General features: G+C 43.4%; 18 protein-coding genes. 6 read left to right on the top strand and 12 right to left on the bottom strand.

Annotated features, from left to right (window positions below; translation table 11 throughout):
- Nucleotides 1-91: 91 nt before the first annotated feature.
- Nucleotides 92-448, top strand: a complete 357-nt coding sequence (locus AB4135_RS04605) for a VF530 family DNA-binding protein (protein WP_371990704.1) — start codon at nt 92-94, stop codon at nt 446-448.
- A 90-nt stretch (nt 449-538) separates the two neighbouring features.
- Here the strand turns inward: AB4135_RS04605 and AB4135_RS04600 are convergent, their stop codons facing one another.
- From AB4135_RS04600 to AB4135_RS04570, 7 genes are all read right to left on the bottom strand, one after another.
- The gene (locus tag AB4135_RS04600; protein ID WP_371990720.1) at nt 539-1,345 is read right to left on the bottom strand and encodes a hypothetical protein; all 807 of its coding nucleotides are present in this window, start codon (nt 1,343-1,345) and stop codon (nt 539-541) included.
- An 84-nt stretch (nt 1,346-1,429) separates the two neighbouring features.
- On the bottom strand, nt 1,430-2,047 hold the full coding sequence (ribA, locus tag AB4135_RS04595; protein WP_371990702.1) for a GTP cyclohydrolase II: 618 nt from the start codon (nt 2,045-2,047) through the stop codon (nt 1,430-1,432).
- A 223-nt stretch (nt 2,048-2,270) separates the two neighbouring features.
- Nucleotides 2,271-2,627 (bottom strand): YibL family ribosome-associated protein, encoded by a 357-nt coding sequence (locus AB4135_RS04590; RefSeq protein WP_220736794.1) that lies wholly within the window; start codon nt 2,625-2,627, stop codon nt 2,271-2,273.
- 133 nt (nt 2,628-2,760) lie between these two features.
- Nucleotides 2,761-3,225, bottom strand: a complete 465-nt coding sequence (gene nrdG, locus AB4135_RS04585; protein WP_371990701.1) for an anaerobic ribonucleoside-triphosphate reductase-activating protein — start codon at nt 3,223-3,225, stop codon at nt 2,761-2,763.
- A 70-nt stretch (nt 3,226-3,295) separates the two neighbouring features.
- Complete coding sequence (nrdD, locus tag AB4135_RS04580) at nt 3,296-5,413, bottom strand: anaerobic ribonucleoside-triphosphate reductase (RefSeq protein ID WP_371990699.1); 2,118 nt, start codon at nt 5,411-5,413, stop codon at nt 3,296-3,298.
- A gap of 481 nt (nt 5,414-5,894) precedes the next feature.
- Nucleotides 5,895-6,581 carry a hypothetical protein gene (locus AB4135_RS04575; protein ID WP_371990697.1) on the bottom strand — a complete coding sequence of 229 codons (687 nt, stop codon included), beginning with the start codon at nt 6,579-6,581 and terminating at the stop codon, nt 5,895-5,897.
- 81 nt (nt 6,582-6,662) lie between these two features.
- Nucleotides 6,663-7,103, bottom strand: coding sequence for a MarR family winged helix-turn-helix transcriptional regulator (locus AB4135_RS04570; protein WP_371990695.1), 441 nt, complete (start codon nt 7,101-7,103; stop codon nt 6,663-6,665).
- A gap of 189 nt (nt 7,104-7,292) precedes the next feature.
- On the opposite strand from AB4135_RS04570, the gene AB4135_RS04565 reads away from it, so the two are divergent.
- Nucleotides 7,293-8,291, top strand: coding sequence for an NADP-dependent oxidoreductase (locus tag AB4135_RS04565; RefSeq protein ID WP_371990693.1), 999 nt, complete (start codon nt 7,293-7,295; stop codon nt 8,289-8,291).
- A gap of 65 nt (nt 8,292-8,356) precedes the next feature.
- Here the strand turns inward: AB4135_RS04565 and rssA are convergent, their stop codons facing one another.
- Entirely contained in the window at nt 8,357-9,340 is a 984-nt protein-coding gene (gene rssA, locus AB4135_RS04560; protein ID WP_371990691.1) for a patatin-like phospholipase RssA, read from the bottom strand.
- A 215-nt stretch (nt 9,341-9,555) separates the two neighbouring features.
- Between rssA and AB4135_RS04555 the strand changes: the two genes are divergently transcribed.
- Nucleotides 9,556-10,899: a DEAD/DEAH box helicase gene (locus AB4135_RS04555; protein ID WP_371990689.1), complete on the top strand. Its 1,344-nt coding sequence runs from the start codon at nt 9,556-9,558 to the stop codon at nt 10,897-10,899.
- A gap of 85 nt (nt 10,900-10,984) precedes the next feature.
- On the opposite strand, the gene AB4135_RS04550 is transcribed toward AB4135_RS04555, so the two are convergent.
- A complete protein-coding gene (locus tag AB4135_RS04550) occupies nt 10,985-11,431 on the bottom strand; it encodes a YHS domain-containing (seleno)protein (RefSeq protein WP_371990687.1) in 447 nt (148 codons plus the stop codon).
- Nucleotides 11,432-11,920: 489 nt separating this feature from the next.
- On the opposite strand from AB4135_RS04550, the gene AB4135_RS04545 reads away from it, so the two are divergent.
- The 3 genes from AB4135_RS04545 (at nt 11,921) to AB4135_RS04535 (ending at nt 13,459) form a co-directional block, all read left to right on the top strand.
- Nucleotides 11,921-12,364 (top strand): DUF3010 family protein, encoded by a 444-nt coding sequence (locus AB4135_RS04545; protein ID WP_371990685.1) that lies wholly within the window; start codon nt 11,921-11,923, stop codon nt 12,362-12,364.
- Nucleotides 12,365-12,471: 107 nt separating this feature from the next.
- Complete coding sequence (locus tag AB4135_RS04540) at nt 12,472-12,978, top strand: M48 family metallopeptidase (protein WP_371990683.1); 507 nt, start codon at nt 12,472-12,474, stop codon at nt 12,976-12,978.
- 73 nt (nt 12,979-13,051) lie between these two features.
- Nucleotides 13,052-13,459, top strand: a complete 408-nt coding sequence (locus AB4135_RS04535) for a hypothetical protein (protein ID WP_371990681.1) — start codon at nt 13,052-13,054, stop codon at nt 13,457-13,459.
- 83 nt (nt 13,460-13,542) lie between these two features.
- Here AB4135_RS04535 and AB4135_RS04530 read toward each other — a convergent pair whose 3' ends face one another.
- The 3 genes from AB4135_RS04530 to AB4135_RS04520 form a co-directional block, all read right to left on the bottom strand.
- Nucleotides 13,543-14,829 carry a peptidoglycan DD-metalloendopeptidase family protein gene (locus AB4135_RS04530; protein WP_371990679.1) on the bottom strand — a complete coding sequence of 429 codons (1,287 nt, stop codon included), beginning with the start codon at nt 14,827-14,829 and terminating at the stop codon, nt 13,543-13,545.
- 297 nt (nt 14,830-15,126) lie between these two features.
- The gene (locus tag AB4135_RS04525; RefSeq protein ID WP_371990678.1) at nt 15,127-18,195 is read right to left on the bottom strand and encodes an AAA family ATPase; all 3,069 of its coding nucleotides are present in this window, start codon (nt 18,193-18,195) and stop codon (nt 15,127-15,129) included.
- Complete coding sequence (locus AB4135_RS04520; RefSeq protein ID WP_371990676.1) at nt 18,192-19,334, bottom strand: exonuclease SbcCD subunit D; 1,143 nt, start codon at nt 19,332-19,334, stop codon at nt 18,192-18,194. The genes AB4135_RS04525 and AB4135_RS04520 overlap by 4 nt, the downstream gene beginning before the upstream one ends.
- Nucleotides 19,335-19,628 lie beyond the last annotated feature (294 nt).

Here is a 19,628-nt window from a genome sequence, read left to right as displayed (position 1 = left end):
AAAGGCTCTCTTTTTTTGCGCTGCATTGATAACATTTTCGCTGATAAAACTGATATAATTATTGCAATAGCATCTGCAATGAACATACATCATGACCCAAGTAAACAACCCATTACACGGTATTAAGCTAGAAGCCTTACTGACTGACCTCGTCGAACATTATGGCTGGGAAGAGCTTGGCGAGCGTATCAACGTGCGCTGCTTCAAACATGACCCAAGTATCAAATCAAGCCTAAGATTTCTGCGTAAAACTCTTTGGGCGAGAGAGAAAGTCGAGTACCTCTACCTTAAAATGAATAAGCTACCTTTGCCTGCTAGAAAGCCTAGAGAAGATGGCTATCAAGCCAGTGATAAGACATTGCGCGCAGCAAAGATTAAAGCCGCAGATAGACCAAGCACAGACTCAGATGATGACTCTCAAGTAAATGCCAATATCTGGGGCAGTTAACACTGATTACAATCAAGAGTAAAAAGGCTTAACAATCTGTATTGTTAAGCCTTTTTATTTAATACCTATTGATATAATTAATTATTGTAGTTATATCGGGAAATCAAAAATAAGTCGCCAAACCTGCACGCCATCACCCGCACGATAACTCACACCAAATCGACTCATATTGAACAGATCCCATCCCACTGGTTTGGAGAAAGCTAAGGTGATCCCAGCTTCAAAACTGTTGGTCACTAATACATCCTCTTCAAAGGGCGTTACAAATCTAAGCTTGTCAAAATACCAGTAACCTGCGAAAAAAATCCTAGGTTCAACACCAACATCAGCCACTTGAAAATGCAAGTTAGTGCCAATATCAAGCCCAGATTGAATCGCCGAATAAGTTTCATTGGGACCATCATCAAGGCTGTTATATCCGGCAAAGAATATACGATTGACCCAAACTGGCTTGCTCTCTTTAAGTTCGAAATCAAGTAAGCTCGACATGCCTGCTGAATAGATAATGACATCGTTGCCATTGGTGGTATTAGTACCGATCCCTAAGTCCGCGTAGGTTTGAAACTCATGGGTATCGGAGGTATTTATGCGATATTCGATGCCAGGGGTAAACGTCGCAGTCCCAACACTACTGGGAAAATCACCTTCTGGGAGATCGCTCCAGGTAAAGTTAAAAAAACCCAATGATAATGGAGTGCGCAGCACTAAGGATTCTGTTTCAGTGCGCTCGAGATCGAAACTAATTGGAATATTGACTACCGTTGCGTTTTGCCCGGCGGTGCGGTAAATACCGCTGCCTAAATAGTTAGCAAAAGCATAATGGCTGTAATCCGTTTCAGCATTAACAGGGAGTGTAAAAAGCAACAGTAAAACTGAAAGGGAACGCACAAGGGCCATCATTAAAAATTAACTTAACTGGTCTCTAATTGAATAGCCCTGAATATAGCGGTATAACCTTGAAAAAGCCACGGTTAATGTAGCTTAGTCTTTATCTTCCTCGGTAAAGTGATGCTCAGACATCATATGACCCAATTCAGTAGATTTAGTCTTTAGGTAGCCTTCGTTATAACGATTTTTACCGACTTGCAGTGGAACACGCTCAACAACCTCTAGCCCAAAGCTTTGCATCGCTTTTACTTTTCTAGGGTTATTGGTCATTAACCTGACTTTACTGACACCGATCTGCTCCATCATTGGAATGATCATGTCATATTTACGCATATCTGCAGCAAATCCAAGGCGCTCATTGGCCTCTACGGTATTTGCGCCGCCATCTTGCAGCTCGTAAGCACGGATTTTATTGAGTAATCCAATACCCCGCCCTTCTTGGCGTAGATATAGAATAAACCCTTGTCCTGCTTCCGCTATATTCTGCATTGCTGTTTGTAATTGGAAACCACAATCACAACGCAAACTAAAAAGCGCATCACCGGTTAAGCACTCAGAGTGAATACGGCCTAAAATAGGACTTTCGGCATCAAATACGCCTAATGTCAGCGCAACATGCTCTTTACCTGTCTCGCTATCTTCAAAGCCATGCATTTCAAAAACACCCCAAGGTGTTGGCAATTTAGAAGACGCGACATATTTAATCGACATGATAAAACCTTAACGACAACTCTCATTCCCTGAGACTGCTGAAATCCTAATAACGATATTAATTTCAAACCAAACTTGCTGAAGAATTTGATCTAATGTTAAACATTTCAGTGAACAGGATTACGTTAGACAAATTACAAAGCATTTCAGCGCAGCATAAGCTGCGCATCTATACATAACCTTGAAGCGGCTCACTAAATGAATAACTTACCAGGCAATTAGCCTAAAATTCTTTCGGTGCAAAGCCTGTTACTTGCTTTATGCCCATTTCGCGACCAAGTGCGGTCATCGGATGCACAACCACCAAACCACGAACTGACTTCTTCAACTTACCCATGTCAGCTTGTTCGGCTTTGGTCAATACACGGCTAAATTTGAGGTCTTTAACCGACGCACCTTCTTTACCTAGCTCACGATTCTGCTGATTTTTAACATTCGCTATGCGCTTAGTTAACGTAGCAATTTCACGTTTAAATTGGATTATGACCCCAGGATCATCACGCTTTTCAGCTGCTGCTAACTTACGACGAAATTTGTCGAGCTTATCGTTGAGCGTTTGCAGCTCCTGCTTTAAATTCATTTACAAACCTTAAATTCAAATCTAAATAACTTATCTAGAAACAAAAACAGCCTCAAATTATCTTGACGCTGTTTATCATTATTGCCTCATTATAACAGCATATAGTGCAATATTACCTAGGTTTATGCCTAGCTTATCTTAGATAATGGATAACTTGGTTACTGCTACCCCTAAAAACTAAACTTGGATCGGCAAGAGATTGCTCAAATTTGCCATCAACGACCACATTAACCAACTCAACAATGGCTTGCTGCTCGGCGGTTAACTCATCAAGCAGATAGCCTGTCCACAACCAAATATCTTTACCGGGACATTGTGCTTTAACTCGCCTGACGAGCTCAAGTATGGCGTTGAGGTTACCTGGAAATAATGGGTCACCGCCTGACAAAGAAAGGCCACGCCTTTTTATCCGGCTGTCATTGAGATCGTCGATAATGGTTTGCATCATCTGCTCATCAAACAAGTGACCAGAGCATGGATTCCAAGTTGACTGATTATAGCAACCTCGACATTGGTGCTCACAGCCAGAAACAAACAGCGTCGCTCGAGTCCCCGGACCATTAATAACATCGGTTTGATAGTATTGATGATAATGCATAAAAATCTCTTTGTAGATAACAAAAAGGCGCCTATGAGAGCACCTTATTTGATTGACTGCACACGCTAGATTAAAGGTGCTTGATGCGGCGCTTAACTTCTTCTTGCTTACCATAGTTAAATGGTCTCGCATCAGGGCTGCCCAGATAGCCACACACTCGGCGTGTTACCGACACTCTGCTAGGTTCATGGTTGCCACATTTAGGACAGGTAAAACCCTTGCTGGTACAGCTAAATTCACCAGTAAAGCCACAGTCATAGCACTCATCAATCGGTGTATTAGTGCCGTAATAAGGCACTCTTGAATAGCTGTAGTCCCAGACATTTTCCAATGCTTCAATGTTGTTCTGCATATTTGGAAACTCGCCATAACAGATAAATCCGCCGTTCGCGATTTCAGGGTAAGGCTGCTCAAAGTCAATCTTATCGTACGGGTTAACTTGCTTTTCAACATCCAAATGGAAACTGTTGGTGTAGTAACCTTTAGCCGTTACCCCATCAACTACGCCGAATACTTTGGCATCAAGATTACAGAAACGGCTACACAAGTTTTCACTAGGTGTGCTGTATAAACTAAAAGCGTAACCAGATTCTGCTTTCCATTTGTCAGTTGCCGCTTTTAAGTATTGAATCACTTCAATTGCTTTTGCACGCAACTGAGCGTTGTCATATAGATGCGTTTCGGTGCCATAAAGCGCGTTTATGGTTTCATGCAAACCAATATAACCCAGTGAAATTGAAGCGCGGCCATTTTTAAATATCTCAGAGATATCATCATCAGCGCGCAAACGAACGCCACATGCGCCTTCCATGTAAAGAATTGGGGCTACTCGTGCTTTAACACCTTCTAAACGTTCTATTCGGGTATCTAGCGCTTTGCGAGCAATGGTTAAACGCTTATCTAAAATCCGGTAGAATTCAGCTTCATCGCCTTTAGCTTCAAGCGCAACGCGTGGCAAGTTCAAACTCACAACACCGAGGTTGTTGCGTCCTTCATGCACCAACTCGCCATCTTCTTCAAAGGTACCGAGGAAGCTACGGCAACCCATAGGGGTTTTAAATGAACCAGTCACCTTCTCAACTTGTTCGTAGTTGAGGATATCTGGATACATACGCGTAGTGGCACACTTCAATGCAAGCTGCTTTATATCGTAGTTGCAGTCACCGTCTTTGTGGTTAATACCATCGCGAATGGCAAAAACAAGCTTAGGGAATACTGCCGTTTTGCGGTTTTTACCTAATCCAGCAATACGTACTTTCATCATCGACTGTTGAATAAGTCGAGACTCCCACGAAGTCCCCAACCCAAAACCAAAGGTCACAAATGGCGTTTGGCCATTGGCGGTATGCAAGGTGTTGACTTCGTATTCGAGTGACTGGAATGCATCATGACACTCTTTTTCGGTCAACGAGGTAGCAAATGCTTTGGCATCTGTAATGCCCCAAGTCAATGCCACTTGGTAATGTTTGTCATAGCTTTTGGCAACGAAAGGCGCTAACACTTCATCGATACGGTTAATGGTTGTACCGCCATAGATATGGCTAGCAACCTGAGCAATAATCTGCGCAGTAACTGCTGTTGCTGTTGAAATCGATTTAGGCGTTTCAATCTCAGCGTTGCCCATCTTAAAGCCTTTGGTCAACATACCACTGAGATCGATCAGCATACAGTTGAACATAGGGAAGAATGGTGCGTAGTCTAAGTCATGATAGTGAATTTCGCCCGACTCGTGAGCGGCAACCACATCTTTTGGCAAAATATGACATTTGGCGTAGTGCTTAGCCACAATACCCGCTAATAGATCGCGCTGAGTTGGGATTACTTTTGAATCTTTATTGGCATTTTCATTGAGCAGCGCTGCATTGCTCTGCTCAACAAGACCACGGATCTCTTTATTTAGTCGGCTACTAACTTCGCGCTTTATATCTCGATCATGGCGGTATTCTATGTATACTCGCGCCAATGATTTATAAGGCCCTTCCATCAATAAATTTTCGACGGCATCTTGCAAATCGTGAATGTTTATTTCATCTAACATAGCGACAGAATCGGCAGCATTTTTTGCTACTTTTTCTGCATAGGCGCTATCATCAATACCTGCCGAGTTAGCAGCTGCTATCACTGCATCTTTAATCCTTGTTTCGTCAAAAGGCGTACGGTAACCATCCCGTTTAATAACCACTGGCATTGTATAGCTCCTATTTAGCATTATCCACAAGCAACACTACATATAGTATTACTTTAAATCAAAATCACAATATGTGGCGCATTAAGCTATAAAAAGACAACTAGTACTTTGATCCAGATCATTATTTTACACAACGAAGATAATAAGAAAAAATAACTGGGGACAATCCCGCTTATCTAAAATAATGCCCTTGACGATGGCAATTAAGACCGCTAGTAGCAGGATAAAATTGGGATAAATTGTGGATAAAAACATAGGTGGCTAAAATGCTTTAGTTTAACTCTCTGCTACAACAGTAGGAATTCGTTTTAACCGGCATTAAAGCCCAAATATACCGCCTTTCACACGGTGAAGTAACGCTTAGCATGCAGTGATATTGTTCTTTTACAAGGGCAATTGAATTCGAACAAATTCTAAGCTCGAAAGACCAACAGCCCCTAATGACAACCTATGAATGTCGCTTTAAAAAACCAAACACTTTTTAATGCTGCTTTGCCAGTGCCAAATAACTATTTAGTTGGCCTGTTGCCTGTTGATGTTCACCCGTCATAGAGGCCAGTTGCATTAACGACTTAATCCCTTGATATTGGTTTTTTTGTTGATCAGTCAGTGGCCTATCAGATTCCAATAGTGCAGTGATCTCGCTTGCCACTCGATTCGCCTTTTGAGCTATCACTGGCGATTGAATCGCATCCATCGTGCCCATCACCCATTTTGCTTCATCTAAGATGCCGGCTAACTCTCTATCTTCTTTGCTATTAGTTAGCGTCGCGCGCTGTTCGTCAATAAAGTCAGCTAAAGATTGCTCTTCAGTTGGGGGGATATCAAAGCCGCTATTAGTCAAACGATTCAACTGACCATCAGACAAAATACCATCTTGGTATAAACGTTGAATAAGACTGGGTAGCTTTTCGCTGCTAAAACTACCATCTTGGAAGAAATCTTTCGCCATCGCTTCAATCTTTTGCGCTCGCTCTGCGCGGCCTGATAATACAAGACCATTATCGTCCTTGCTCGCAGCATTTGAAGCTGATGTTGAAGCGTTAGCATTAGCACCTTGAACACCATTAGCACTGCCAACACTTGCTTGGCTGCCTGAAGCACCATAAGCATCAGCCAAAACGGCGCTGCTGTTTACAGGGTTATTGATACTACTTAATGGATTCATCGTCAAAAATTCGGCACAGTATTAATCATGCAACGAATAAAGCAGGAACTGTGCCGCTTTTTGAACGATTAAATTGATTGGTTACTTTTGATTCAACTGCGTCGTCAAGTTTAAGCATAGTACTCGCAGAGACTCAATCTCCTGCTCAGTCATACTTACCTTCTCTAGTAGTGTTTGCTTTTGTGACAGCGCGTCGGCTTGCAGCGCCAAGCCAGTACTCGTTAGTGCAATCACTTTTTTACGCTCATCGGTTTCATCTGGCAGTCGCTGTAGAAACAGTTTTGACTCCAATCGCTTTACGATAGGAGTCAAGGTTCCCATATCCAAACGCGTAGCTTGAGACAACTGTGTCATGCTCGCTCTATCTTTTAGCCATAGCGCTTGCATAACCAAATATTGTGGATAGGTCAGTTCATACTGATCCAACAAAGGACGGTAAGCGCGCATAAGTGCATTGCCAGCGGTATACAGCGCAAAACATACGTTATCTGATAAACATGCTGGGCTATCATTATTTGACACTTTGTTATCCGCCACTGGTTACCACCTCAATTAGGTATCGCAATTTTACCTGACTAGAATTAACAAAACTAGCCAATCCGCATTTAATTTGCGCAGAGTTATTTTGCGCACAAACTATTTGCATAGCTCTTAACCTTTAGTTATGATGCGGACAATTACTTTGCGCACAAATAAAAATAAAGGATCACTATGAACGCTAAGCAAATTCAACTTAAATCTCGCCCTGAAGGTCTGCCTAATGCTAGCAATTTCGCTGAAGCTGAAGTGACATTGCCCGCCATAAAAGAGGGTGAGTTTTTGGTCAAGAATCTATGGATGTCAGTCGACCCATACATGCGTGGCCGCATGATTGATAGAAAAAGCTACATTGCACCTTTTGAAGTCGGGGCTGTACTTGAAGGTGGCGCAATTGGTGAAGTGATTGAATCGAACAATAGCGAGTTCCCAGTTGGCAGCAAGGTAAACAGCATGCATGGCTGGCGCAGTCATTATGTTACCGACGGTACGGAGATTACTCGCCTGCCACAAACACCTATCAGCGAATCACATTTTTTGGGTGTGCTTGGTATGCCTGGCATGACAGCTTGGACAGGCCTTAACCGTATCGCTGAACTAAAATCAGGCGAAACCCTATTTGTCTCTGCAGCATCAGGTGCCGTTGGTAGTGTTGCGGTACAAATTGGCAAACTCATGGGCGCCCGAGTGGTTGCGTCGGTTGGTTCTGATGAGAAGGCTGAGCACATCAAGTCACTCGGTGTCGATGCTGTGATCAACTACAAAACCTGTGGTGATCTAACGGCAGCGCTAGCACAAGCTGCGCCAGAAGGTATTGACGTCTATTTCGAGAATGTCGGCGGCGAACACTTAACCGCAGCGCTTAACAATATGAAGGATCATGGTCGAATAGCTGTATGCGGCATGATTGCCCAGTATAACGATACGACACCAACACCGGGACCTGCAAACTTAGCGCAAATCATCATGAAGAAGTTAAAAATTGAAGGCTTTATCGTGTTTGAACATTGGGCACATTACCCAGAGTTTGCCAAGCAGATGGGCCAATGGTTAGCTGAAGGTAAAGTCACTGCAGAGCAAACGGTTTATGAAGGTCTATCAAACGCACCGGACGCATTTATCGGATTATTCGAAGGTAAAAACCGCGGCAAGATGATTGTGAAGTTAGCTTAAGCCGTATTTTCGTAACGATATTAAAAAGGGCGTTAAGCCCTTTTTTAATATCTGATTTTAAGCCTTTACTCGCCTATCTGGTGTGGTGCTAAAGCGGCTTCAATAAGATGAGCGACTTGCTCAACAGCAGCCTCCCCCGCTACAATGGCCTCTTCAGCGCGATGAAACTCCATGGTGCCGATATCACCCAGATCCGGCACAATACAAATATCTGGCGGGTCGCCCATTAATCGAGCTCTTTTATGCCGTTGCTCTAATATGTCCATAGATTGCGACATTACCGCTAACATTCCTGGATTTGGGCTTTGACTACTTTCAAGTTTTTGACTCAATGAAAGCTTATCAGTCAGGCCGCTAATATAATCTCGTCCTCGAGCTAACAGATCGGTAAAGCCTTTTTCCTGATGTTTATCCGCTTCCGCTTCCTCTTCTACAGTTGGCTTATTACTCTTCATATTAACGGGGAGGACTTGCATACGTCCTCTGCGTAAACCATGAAGGTCGACCGCAATCACAATATCTACGCCCATTGCTCGACTAACAGAAACAGGTACAGGATTCACTACCGCGCCATCCACTAACCAACGCTCGCCCACTTTTACGGGCGGCAAAATCCCCGGCATAGAGCATGATGCTCTCACCGCATGGCGCAAGTCTCCTTCTGTAAACCAGATCTCTTGCCCCGAATAAAGATCGGTTGCCACTGCAGCAAATGGTTTTTTAAGCTGTTCAATCTGCATATCGCCCATGCGCTTTTGCAACACATCAAACACTTTCTCTCCGCCGATTAAGCCACCTTTGCGCCAACTTAAATCCATTAGTCCCAGCACGTCCCAGCTACTAAAGCTGCGTACCCAATCTTCTAGCTCAGCTAAATTATCATTCGCGTATGCCGCGCCAACCACAGCACCGATGGAGCAACCAGCAATTTTATCCGGGTAAACCCCCAGTTTGGCCAGCCCATTGAGCACACCGATATGTGCCCAGCCTTTTGCTGCACCACTTCCAAGGGCAAGACCTATTCGAACCGAGTGAGTTTTTTTTACCAAAATGTTGACTCCTGAAGTCAATAAATTAGCTCAACTAAGAGCTGCTAGCGTTTTGATCGACGCTGATTTTACCACTCTAATATGATGTACAGCTACACTCAGTCCGTTCTTAGGGTTTAATTCCAACTCTTTCAGATAAACTTAATCGCTAATCATAGCCCTGCTCTATCTATCTAGGCTATAATACGCGGTCAGATTATTTAAGGAGTTCACCTTTGCAATTCACCGATTTTTCACTGGATCAACGTCTGTTACAAACATTAAAGCATATGGGCATAGACACCCCAACCGAGATCCAGGAACAAGCCATACCTATTGCCCTCGCAGGCAAAGATCTAATGGCATCATCTAAAACAGGTTCAGGCAAGACCTTGGCGTTTTTGCTGCCTGCAATGCAAAGGATGATTTCGTGTAAAGCATTGAGTAAACGCGACCCTCGCGCGGTTATTTTGCTACCCACTCGTGAACTCGCAACCCAAGTTTATAGTCAACTGCGATTATTAGTGGCTAATACTCAGTTTAAAGCCACTAAAATTCTTGGCGGTGAAAACTTTAACGACCAAGCAAAAGCACTGGCTCGTGACCCGCATTTTGTTGTGGCCACTCCTGGACGTTTAGCCGATCATCTCAAACAACATCATCTGCACCTAAACGGTCTTGAACTGCTTATTTTCGATGAAGCCGACCGTATGTTGGATTTAGGTTTTGCTGAACAGCTTAAACAAATTAACGATGCAGCGGATCATAAACGTCGCCAAACCCTGATGTTTTCGGCAACGCTTGATCACGGCGATGTCGATGAAATCGCTGCTGAGCTGCTTAAAAACCCAGAGCATGTTGCAATTGGCGCTGGTAACTTAGAACACAAAGATATTACTCAGCGTATATTCCTTTGTGATCACCTTGACCATAAAGAAGCCTTGCTATCGCGCATTTTAAAAGATGAGCAGCAAAAACAGATCATCATCTTTACCGCCACTCGACAAGATACCGATCGCCTAGCGAAGAAACTTGCTGACGATGGCTTTAAAACAGCATCACTCAGTGGTGAGCTAAAACAAAATGCCCGTAACCAAATCATGGATGAGTTCAGCCGTGGTTTACAGCAAATATTGGTGACAACCGATGTTGCTTCTCGTGGCCTAGACTTACTCAATGTCTCTTTGGTGATCAATTTTGATATGCCAAAATTTGCCGAAGAGTATGTTCACCGTATTGGGCGTACTGGACGTGCTGGTGCTAAGGGCGATGCGGTTTCATTAGTAGGCCCTAAAGATTGGGTTAACTTTACCCAAGTACAAACCTTCCTTAATAAGCAGTTTGCTTTTAGTGAACTTGAAGGCTTGAAAGGTAAATTCACCGGCTTGAAACCGAAAGCACAGAGCAAGAAGAAATCAAAACCGACATCGGCAAAGAAAAAAGCAGCTACGGCGAAGAAAAAATCGTCTGCCAAGGCTACTGCTAATCGCGACAGACGCTTTGCAACTGGTGTCGACGTCGGTGACGCTCCTATGCTTAGAAAACCAAAGGCTAAGCTGCAGGATACCCCTGAAGATTAAGCGGCTTACATAGCGTTTTAAGCCGCAGCGATAGAAGACTATCGCTGCGGCTTTTTATTTTAGCGCCAAGTTCAAAGTCGTAGCGCTATTTTGCTATTTTTTCCAACCAATTATTGTTTGCACGCTCTATGTACACATCGGTATCTTTCAACCATGTTTCGCGCACTCCAAGGCTATAATTCAAGTAAAGCTTATCGTTCAAAATAGTAAATGCATTTGGGTCAGTGTCCACCACAAAGCCCTTTGACATCCCGTAGGCACAGTAACCACCATATTGTGGTAGGTATTGTTGTTGGTTTTGTTCAAACAACAACTTGTGTTCTTCACTGCTAAAAAGCCATTGGGTATTTTTATACTGGCTACTAAATGCAAGCTGACCTTTAACAGGTTGTCCCTCGGTAAAATAGGCAACCACATCGTAACCATTAACCGCTATGCCTTCATCCTGAAACGTAGGCTCGTTACCTAAACTGGTGCAGCCAACTAAAACAATACTCAATAAAATCGCCACTAGATTGTAGATCCGTTTCATCACTTACCCTCTTTTCCATTACACAATAGATAATACTAATTCCATTAAGGATATACTCAGTTTAGAGCTTTCTCAGGGCTTTCAATTCAAGCCGCATTGTGGAAGAAAGGGTTATTCCCTTTAGAGACAATGCAACGTAGCAGTGAAAGTCCTGAGACGCTCACAACGAGCGACTGATATTTAAAGCATGGGGAAATCACTTAATACAGCGCATGTGCCATTCGATATAGAATAACGATTAGCGATAAGCCACTGACTTGCCTAAAGTGATTTTAACTCCCGCTGAATGAGCAACTCTTAAATGGAGTTGGTATCATCTAGTAGACCGAGTGACAGCTTAGAGTATTTCATTGCAACGCATTTAAATGAAGTTAGCTGAAATGTCATACAACAAACCAAAGTTTATTTGCAATATGATGTAGCTAAACGCTGACCACTGAGCCAAATAACGCTACAATATGCGCAATATTGTTATTTTTAAGGTTTATCATGAGAGTTTGCGGCGTAGAGTTAAAAGGTGGCGAAGCCATCATCAGTTTATTAAGTTATGAAGGCGAAACCTATAATGTGCCTGACTGCCGTCAGAAATCTTTCGCAATCTCTAATTCAGCGCTAACTGAAACCATTCGTGAGTTTCATTTCGCTTTTGGTAAACTTCTTGAAGATTACCGTGTCGATGAAGTTGTCATCATCGAACGAGAGCAAAAAGGTAAAGGCGCTGGCAGTGTTACCAGTTTTAAACTTGAGGCTGCTATTCAAGTATTATCACTGCCTGTAACCCTTATCTCGCCAGTTACAATTAAAGAGCAGCTCAAGCGTAATCCACCGCAAGTTGACTTTGAAGGTCTTGGGCTCAAGCGTTTCCAAAAGAATGCTTTCGAAGCGGCTTATGCTGCGCATAACTTAACTATTTTCAAGGTAGAAGAAGATTAGTTAATAATACTGCTAGGGGCGTAAACCTTGATGCGATTTAATTGCGACAAGGCCTGACTAAATGTCATCGTCCCTTTCGTTATCCCCAAGCTAATTGACTAACTGATATGCAACCTCTTCCCTATCTAAATGGCTACCAGAGCGAAATTCAACAGCAAGTTCAAACCTTATTATCCCAAGGGAAACTGGCTGATGTGCTACTGAAAAGACATCCAGAAATCCATTCTGTACGCTCAGATAAAGCACTGTATGACTACACGATTGCTATAAAAAATCAATATCTACGCAAATCTCAGCCACTGTCTAAAGTTATCTTTGATGACAAGATATCCCTAAAGCATCAAGCGTTGGGTCTGCACTCCTACGTTGCCCGTAAGCAAGGTACTAAGATAAAAGCTAAGAACGAAATTCGTATCTCTTCACGTTTGAAGAAAGTACCTGAAGGTCTGCTAAGAATGGTGGTCGTGCATGAGCTTGCTCACCTAAAAGAGAAAGAGCACAACAAGGCTTTTTATCAGTTATGTTGTCATATGGATGGAGATTATCATCAACTTGAGTTTGAGCTTAGATTATTACTAACCCTGGTCGATGCCGATCAAAACCCTTATAGTTAAATTTCACAACCCGCTTTAAATGATAACAATTTTCATTTACAATGAGATCAATTGAGTTAGATTGTGAGTTGTAATGCAGCAAAGTCATCAACAGAAATACCAAAAAAAGCTGGCTAAATCACAGCGCAAACTTGGTTTCTATATCTCTTTGACTGCAGCTCACTGCATTGAGCGTTCGATATCAGTGAATAAACGCCAACGAAAAATTGAGAAATACCAGCTCAAAATACTCAAGTATCAAGCTAAGCTTGCAAGCATCAATAACATCCCCCCACACCCTATAGCTTATAAAAAGTTGCACAGCGCGAATGACAATGGCGCGTTTACGTCACTAAAACTTATCAATAAGTTTAGCCTCAAAAACGCAAGCATCCATCGTCCCTACAAGACCACTCCCTGCAAGAGTTGCCCTGCACTCAGAGGCAAAGCTTGCCTATGTGCAATGAAGCAACAACAGCGGCAGCAAGCTTTGTCGTTTTAGCTAAAAGCAATATAAAAAAGACCATCAATTTGATGGCCTTTCAGTTTACAAAGAGTGGCTTTATTCGCCTTTAAATACCCAGCTTAAACTTGCCCCATCATCATCTTTCTCACCCGCACGAGTTGCTCAAAGGCACCCATCTGTTTTTTAGACAATTGGCTAGCCATTGGAATTTTGGCTTTCATTGGATCAACCGCACGACCATTAATATGGAATTCATAGTGCAAGTGAGGGCCAGTGATCCTGCCGGTATTGCCGGAAAGTGCAATGACCTGACCACGAGAGACTCGCTGACCTTTATGCACTAAAGATTTTGACAGGTGTAAGTAGCGGGTTCGATATTTATTGCCATGCTCGATCACTACATACTTACCCGCAAATCGGTGTTCGGTAACCAAAGAGACAATACCATCACCAGGGGCAATAATTTTAGTGCCTATCGGCGTGGCAAAGTCAGTGCCGTTATGGGGTGATGTACGACCGGTTACCGGATGATGACGATGTGGGTTAAACCGAGAGCTTATACGATAATTTCGCTGCAGTGGAATTCGCTGAAAGGCGCGCGCTAGGCTTCTGCCCTGCTCATCATAAAAATTACCATCTGTGAATTGATATGCATTAATGCTGCTGCGACCACGGTCGATGGTGACCCCTAAGATATCACTAGAGCCCGTCGCGACGCCGTCAATGTATTGATCATTGATCAATACAGAGAACTTATCGCCTGCACGCAGATCACGAGCAAAATTGAGCTTCTCTTTCAATAATGACTCAACCCGTTGGATCTGGGCGGCATTTAGCCCCATCTTCTGCGCTGAGAGATAAAATGAACCATTTATCTCACCAACAATACTGCGATTACGCCAAATACCTTCAACGTTGACTTCATTGACATTAAAGGAACCATCATCAAAGCGGCTATAAGTAACCTGCCGAGCAGCACTAAAATAGAGTGTTAACTTTTCGAGTTTGTCAGCTTCATCAAGCCAGAATTGGATCTGATTGCCAGGTTGGAGTGTATCGAGTGCCAGCACATTAAGATCAGCTTCTAACACCCGATACATGGTTTGCTGATCTACGCCGCCTTGTTCAAAAAGACCACTTAACGTGTCTCCTTTAACAATCACTTTTTCAAATCTAGGCTTATCTAGCAGTGTATTGATTGTTGGTATCGGTGCTGACTGCGAAATCAAAGCGTCAATATCAAGCTCAACAGGGATCCGCTGTGATAACAACTGCTGATTCTGAGGCAACATAAGTGCAGCGCCAAACAGTAGAACAGAACCAATTAAAATTTTCCGATGCAGAGAAGGCAGAGCTGCAAAACGAAAAAGCGACATTTTAAAAAAAGAAATTTTACCTGACTGCAACCTAAGTCCAACCTTGAATTATTATTTGTTTCATTCACGCCAAATGCCTCCTATTATTGAAGGCTAGCGCCAATTTATACCAAATAATCTCCCTGTAAAAAACTCTTTCAGCGCACAAAACAGCAATTTTATTGCATGTTTAACCTGAAATTCATCTGCAATTATCCTGCAAACAAATGAATTAACATGAAATAAAGCGTCAATATAGATTCTTAATCGATACAAAAAAGGCCTAAATCGAATATTTAGGCCTTGTTAAAATCTTAAAGCGGGCTTCTAACGGCAAGCACTATCACTTTAAGGCAGAACGATAGAAATTTCGCTACCAACTGCACTCTTCGTAATGTCGATACGTGTGCCAATCTGCTCTTTCATTTCAGAAACATGAGAGATAACCCCAATCATGCGTCCTGCTGATTGCAAGTCCATCAAAGTACGAACCGCCAAGTCGAGCGAGTCTTGATCTAAACTGCCAAAACCTTCATCAATAAATAGGGTGTCGAGCTTAATACCACCAGCATAAGCCTGAACTACATTCGATAACCCTAATGCCATAGACAGAGCAGCCATAAAGCTTTCGCCACCACTGAGTGTCGCCACAGGCCTTACTTTCGAAGTGTAAGCATCTTCCACTTCAAGCTCCAACCCTGATGCTTTATTACCTTTAGCACGCTCTTCCTTGCGGATTAAACGATAACGCCCCTTACTCATCAGCTGCAGGCGCTCACTCGCCTCGAGTAATACATCGTCAAGTAATACGCTCAATACAAAACGCTGTAAACTCACCTTGTTGCCCGTTTGACCGTTGGCTACATCTGCTAAAGTTCCAACAATGGCGTACTCATCTTCTAATTGTTTAGCTTGGGAATCGGCATCGTTAAGCAGCTCTTGAGTTTGCTTTAACTGGGTCACGCGCCCTTGCAACACTTGCCATTCTTGCTCAGCTTGCTGTTGCTCTGTTTGTAACCGGTTCATTTGAGCAGCAATGTCTTCCAATTCAGGTTTAGATTGTTGCTGCAGTTTTTCATGTAGCTGAGCCAAATTAGCTTGGTTGGCTACACAATCTTGTTGATATTGATTTATCTCGGCAGCGAGCTGCTGCAGCTGCGCTTCCGGCAACATGGCTTGCATTAATGCCTGTTGCTCACTAAAGCCTGATGATATTAACTGCTCGCTAAGTGATATTTTCGCGTTCTCAGCAAGTTCTGTTGTTTGTAACAGATTAGCCTCTGCACCCGCCATGGCAGCTTTGGCTGATGCATCTTGCTCCAGCGCGTTAGTGTGAGATAGACGAATAGCGTTTATCGCTTGTTGTTGCTTGGCAAACTTTTGATTAGATTGAGCAATTGCACTGTTAAGCAAATCAACTGTGCGATATTGCTCTGGAATAGCTGCTAAAAGCTGCTCTAACTGCCCCTGCAATGTGGCAACTTGTGTCTGTACACCTTGGTATAGCTCGCGCTCTGTATCTAGCGCTGCTCGCAGCGTCTGCTCTTTAACTTGCCAAGTTTGTAGCTGTTCTCTCAATGTTGCTAATTGCTGTGTTGCGTGACTAGCAGCTTCAACCTGTTTTTTTAATGCTTGTTGCTGCTCGCTAAGATGCTCAGCAGATAACACTGCACTATCAGCGACGGTCTGTTCAATTCTTTGCTTCAGCTCATCAGCAACTTTTATTTGCTCTTGCAGTTTAGTACTGAGGCCTGAGTATTTTGCTCTAGCTTGAGTGAGGGCCTCCGCTGCTTGTTCCTCTGCATATTGAGCTTGTTGCAGCTGCTCTTCAGTCGGTAATTGCTGCTCACTTTGAGCAAGATTAGGGTGCTCCGCACTGCCACAAACAGGGCACGGCTGACCAGAACTTAACTGTTGAGCTAATATTGCAGCCTGCCCGCGGTGCCAAACTAACTTTAATGTTTGATGCTGAGTCTGCGCTTGTGCAAATAGCTGCCTACACTGCTGACCTTCGGCCTTTACGGCTAGCAAAGCAGTCTGCGTTATCTCTACTTCAGACTTGGCTTTTTGCCAATGAGTAAAGCGCTCCATTAATTCACTGTGACCGCTAAGTGCTTGTTGAGCATTCACCAAATCTGCAGCGACTAATTCCAATTGCGGTAGTTGCTGCTGCGCCGTTTGTTTTTCGGCTAATAACGCATCAAGCGCCGCTTTAGCATTAACTCCTTTTTGTTTTGCCTGCTCGCGTTGATTGGTTGCGAGAACCAAGGCATTTTGCGCACTATCGAGCCCCTGAAGTTGAGGCAATAATTGAGATAACTGTTGTTGCTCATTTTGAGTTTGTTGTAGCTGTAGCTCTAGTTCCACCAAGCTATTAAATTGAGTTAAGCTGAGCGCCAATGCGCTTTCTGCTTGCTGTTGAGTTAATTGCGCCTGCGCCACCACATGCTTAGCTTGTGATGCTTCGGTATCGCGAGCTAAAGACATATCAAGCACTGGTTTAAGCTGCAGTGCCTTTCGACCAGCGTCTAGACTCGATTGCTGCAGATCGACAGTCTCTTTACGCGTGGCTAACTCAACAGCAACGTGCTTAAGTTTGTCTAAATTTTCAAAATCACTTAGCAGCAGTTTAGCCATTTCAAACTGCTTATTAACCTCAATTAAAGCCAGCTTGGCGGTTTCCTTCTGTTCGGCTGCAACAGCAAGTTGTGGCGCAAGGTTATTAAGCTCGTTTGACAGTGCTTCATCAGACTCCACAGCAATATTGTGCAACATACCGTCTCGTTTATTACGGTGGTCCCGCACAGCGCCTTTTATTGCCGCAGCCTTAAACTTAAGCTTGTCTTCTATTTTGCGATAAATTTGCGTCTGGAATAACTGGCTAAATATTTTCTCTCGATCTTTAGAGTCAGCCATTAGCAGCTCTCTAAACTTACCTTGAGGTAATACCATCACTTGCCGAAATTGATCGGCATCGAGCCCGGTGAGTTGCTCAATCACAGCTGTGGCTTCAGACACTTTGCTCGGTACCAGTAGATGTTCTTTGTCATCTGCATCCAACTTATAAAGCTGCGCTTCAGGCTTTTGTACCGTATAGCCATCGCCACTTTTCTTCGCTCGCTGTTGCTCTGGTACCCGGCGAATACGATATTGATTGTCAGCCAGAGCAAACGTAAAAGTGACCTCTGTCAGTAAATCATCATTGGCATTATCGCAGCGCATCTGGCTACCTTCACGCTCATCACCGGTGGTTTTACCGTATAGGGCAAAACAGATAGCATCGAGCAAGGTTGTCTTACCCGCACCCGTCGGGCCATTAATCAAAAACAGTGGGTGACTACCGAGTGCTTCAAAATCTGTCACTTGTTGGCCACTAAACGGTCCAAATGCAGACATGGTTAAATTAATAGGTCTCATGCTTGATCTCCCTTATGCAGGGAATCAATAGTGTCGACAATGGCACTGTGTTGCTCCTCAGTTAACGACTCACCATATACTTGAGAGAAGAAGTCACTGAACATATCCAGTTCACCTTTTTTGATATGCTCTTTGCCAATATCAAGTTGCTGGTTTTGTGCCATTAGTCCAGTTCGTTCAAGGTGCAGTACATTGGGGTATACCGCGCGAAGTTTACCCATCGCGTCGAGAATGGCACTTTTATCTAGCAGGCGCACCATTAGGTAATCATCTCTGTTCGGATCAGTTTGTCCCGCGAGTAGGATATCCGATAACAGTCCTTCAACGATGCGAACATCCCGTAAAGCACTTAAAGGCAACAGGCTAATATCTGCTTTGCCAGATGAGTTGAACTCAACCAAAGTGACTGATTTTTTTTGATTCTGTTCACTAAAAGAATATTTCAACGGCGAGCCCGAATATCGAACCTGCTCACTGCCTTTATATTGAGGGCCATGCAAATGCCCTAAGGCCGTATATTGATAATCAGAAAATAGACTTGGAGATATTTTATCTGCGCCGCCGATGCTTATTGGCCTTTCTGAATCAGACTCACTGCCGCCATCTAAAAAGCAGTGGCTGATCACCACTTTGGGTAACTCTTTAGCATCATGTTCTGTCACTTGTTCAAGCAGTTTTTTCATCGCCTCTTCATGAGTGCTAACTTCACACTCAAACACATGGCGCACCGTGGCAGGATCAGCATAAGGAAGCGGATAAAACATGGCTCTGCCCTGCTTTCCTTTCAGCTCTATAGGATTTAGCGAAGCGCTTAAAGGCCCTACAATATGCAGTCCACTGTCTTGCATCTGCCTAGAGGCAAAGCCTAACCGTTCATGGCCATCATGGTTGCCGGCTATCATAATCACCGATATGTTAAGCTCGTTAACCAAGGTATTTAACACTTCATCGAGTAATGCTACCGCATTCGCAGGCGGCACTGAGCGGTCATATATATCACCAGCAATGATCAGCGCATCGACATCTTGCTCTTTTGCCATTTCGATAATTTGCAGCAAGACATGGCGTTGATCGTCGAGTAGCGACTGATTATGTAATTGTCTGCCAATATGCCAGTCAGAAGTGTGGATGAATTTCATGCATTCTCGTTTAAAAATGAAGGAGATGAGAGAGGACTCTATAGTAAGAAAAGTCTGGTTGTTGCACAAGCTTGATAGACAATTGTCAAAAGATAACTGGGCGGCTAATCGATACAGAAAAAAGGGTTAAAGCGAGTCAAAATGGTCGTCAGCTTATCGTCGTTGAAAAACAGCACAATAATACTTCACACCTGGCACTGAACAAATTATTGTCAATTTGGCGGGTAAAACATGACCCATTGCAAATTAGTCACTATTAAATAAAAAAATAAGTGCGTTTGCCGCTAAATATTG

It is taken from the genome of Shewanella sp. 10N.286.54.B9, from assembly GCF_041468565.1.
Classification (GTDB): domain Bacteria; phylum Pseudomonadota; class Gammaproteobacteria; order Enterobacterales; family Shewanellaceae; genus Shewanella.
This window is presented reverse-complemented; position numbering and strand designations above follow the sequence as displayed.

Bases quoted from the DNA above. Each gene is read 5' to 3' on its own strand.
- nrdG (WP_371990701.1), bottom strand. From the start codon at position 3,225: ATGCATTATCATCAATACTATCAAACCGATGTTATTAATGGTCCGGGG.
- AB4135_RS04590 (WP_220736794.1), bottom strand. From the start codon at position 2,627: ATGAATTTAAAGCAGGAGCTGCAAACGCTCAACGATAAGCTCGACAAA.
- AB4135_RS04600 (WP_371990720.1), bottom strand. From the start codon at position 1,345: ATGGCCCTTGTGCGTTCCCTTTCAGTTTTACTGTTGCTTTTTACACTC.
- AB4135_RS04535 (WP_371990681.1), top strand. From the start codon at position 13,052: ATGCAGCAAAGTCATCAACAGAAATACCAAAAAAAGCTGGCTAAATCA.
- AB4135_RS04565 (WP_371990693.1), top strand. From the start codon at position 7,293: ATGAACGCTAAGCAAATTCAACTTAAATCTCGCCCTGAAGGTCTGCCT.
- nrdD (WP_371990699.1), bottom strand. From the start codon at position 5,413: ATGCCAGTGGTTATTAAACGGGATGGTTACCGTACGCCTTTTGACGAA.
- ribA (WP_371990702.1), bottom strand. From the start codon at position 2,047: ATGTCGATTAAATATGTCGCGTCTTCTAAATTGCCAACACCTTGGGGT.
- AB4135_RS04520 (WP_371990676.1), bottom strand. From the start codon at position 19,334: ATGAAATTCATCCACACTTCTGACTGGCATATTGGCAGACAATTACAT.
- AB4135_RS04540 (WP_371990683.1), top strand. From the start codon at position 12,472: ATGCAACCTCTTCCCTATCTAAATGGCTACCAGAGCGAAATTCAACAG.
- AB4135_RS04575 (WP_371990697.1), bottom strand. From the start codon at position 6,581: ATGAATCCATTAAGTAGTATCAATAACCCTGTAAACAGCAGCGCCGTT.
- AB4135_RS04525 (WP_371990678.1), bottom strand. From the start codon at position 18,195: ATGAGACCTATTAATTTAACCATGTCTGCATTTGGACCGTTTAGTGGC.
- AB4135_RS04605 (WP_371990704.1), top strand. From the start codon at position 92: ATGACCCAAGTAAACAACCCATTACACGGTATTAAGCTAGAAGCCTTA.
- AB4135_RS04550 (WP_371990687.1), bottom strand. From the start codon at position 11,431: ATGAAACGGATCTACAATCTAGTGGCGATTTTATTGAGTATTGTTTTA.
- AB4135_RS04545 (WP_371990685.1), top strand. From the start codon at position 11,921: ATGAGAGTTTGCGGCGTAGAGTTAAAAGGTGGCGAAGCCATCATCAGT.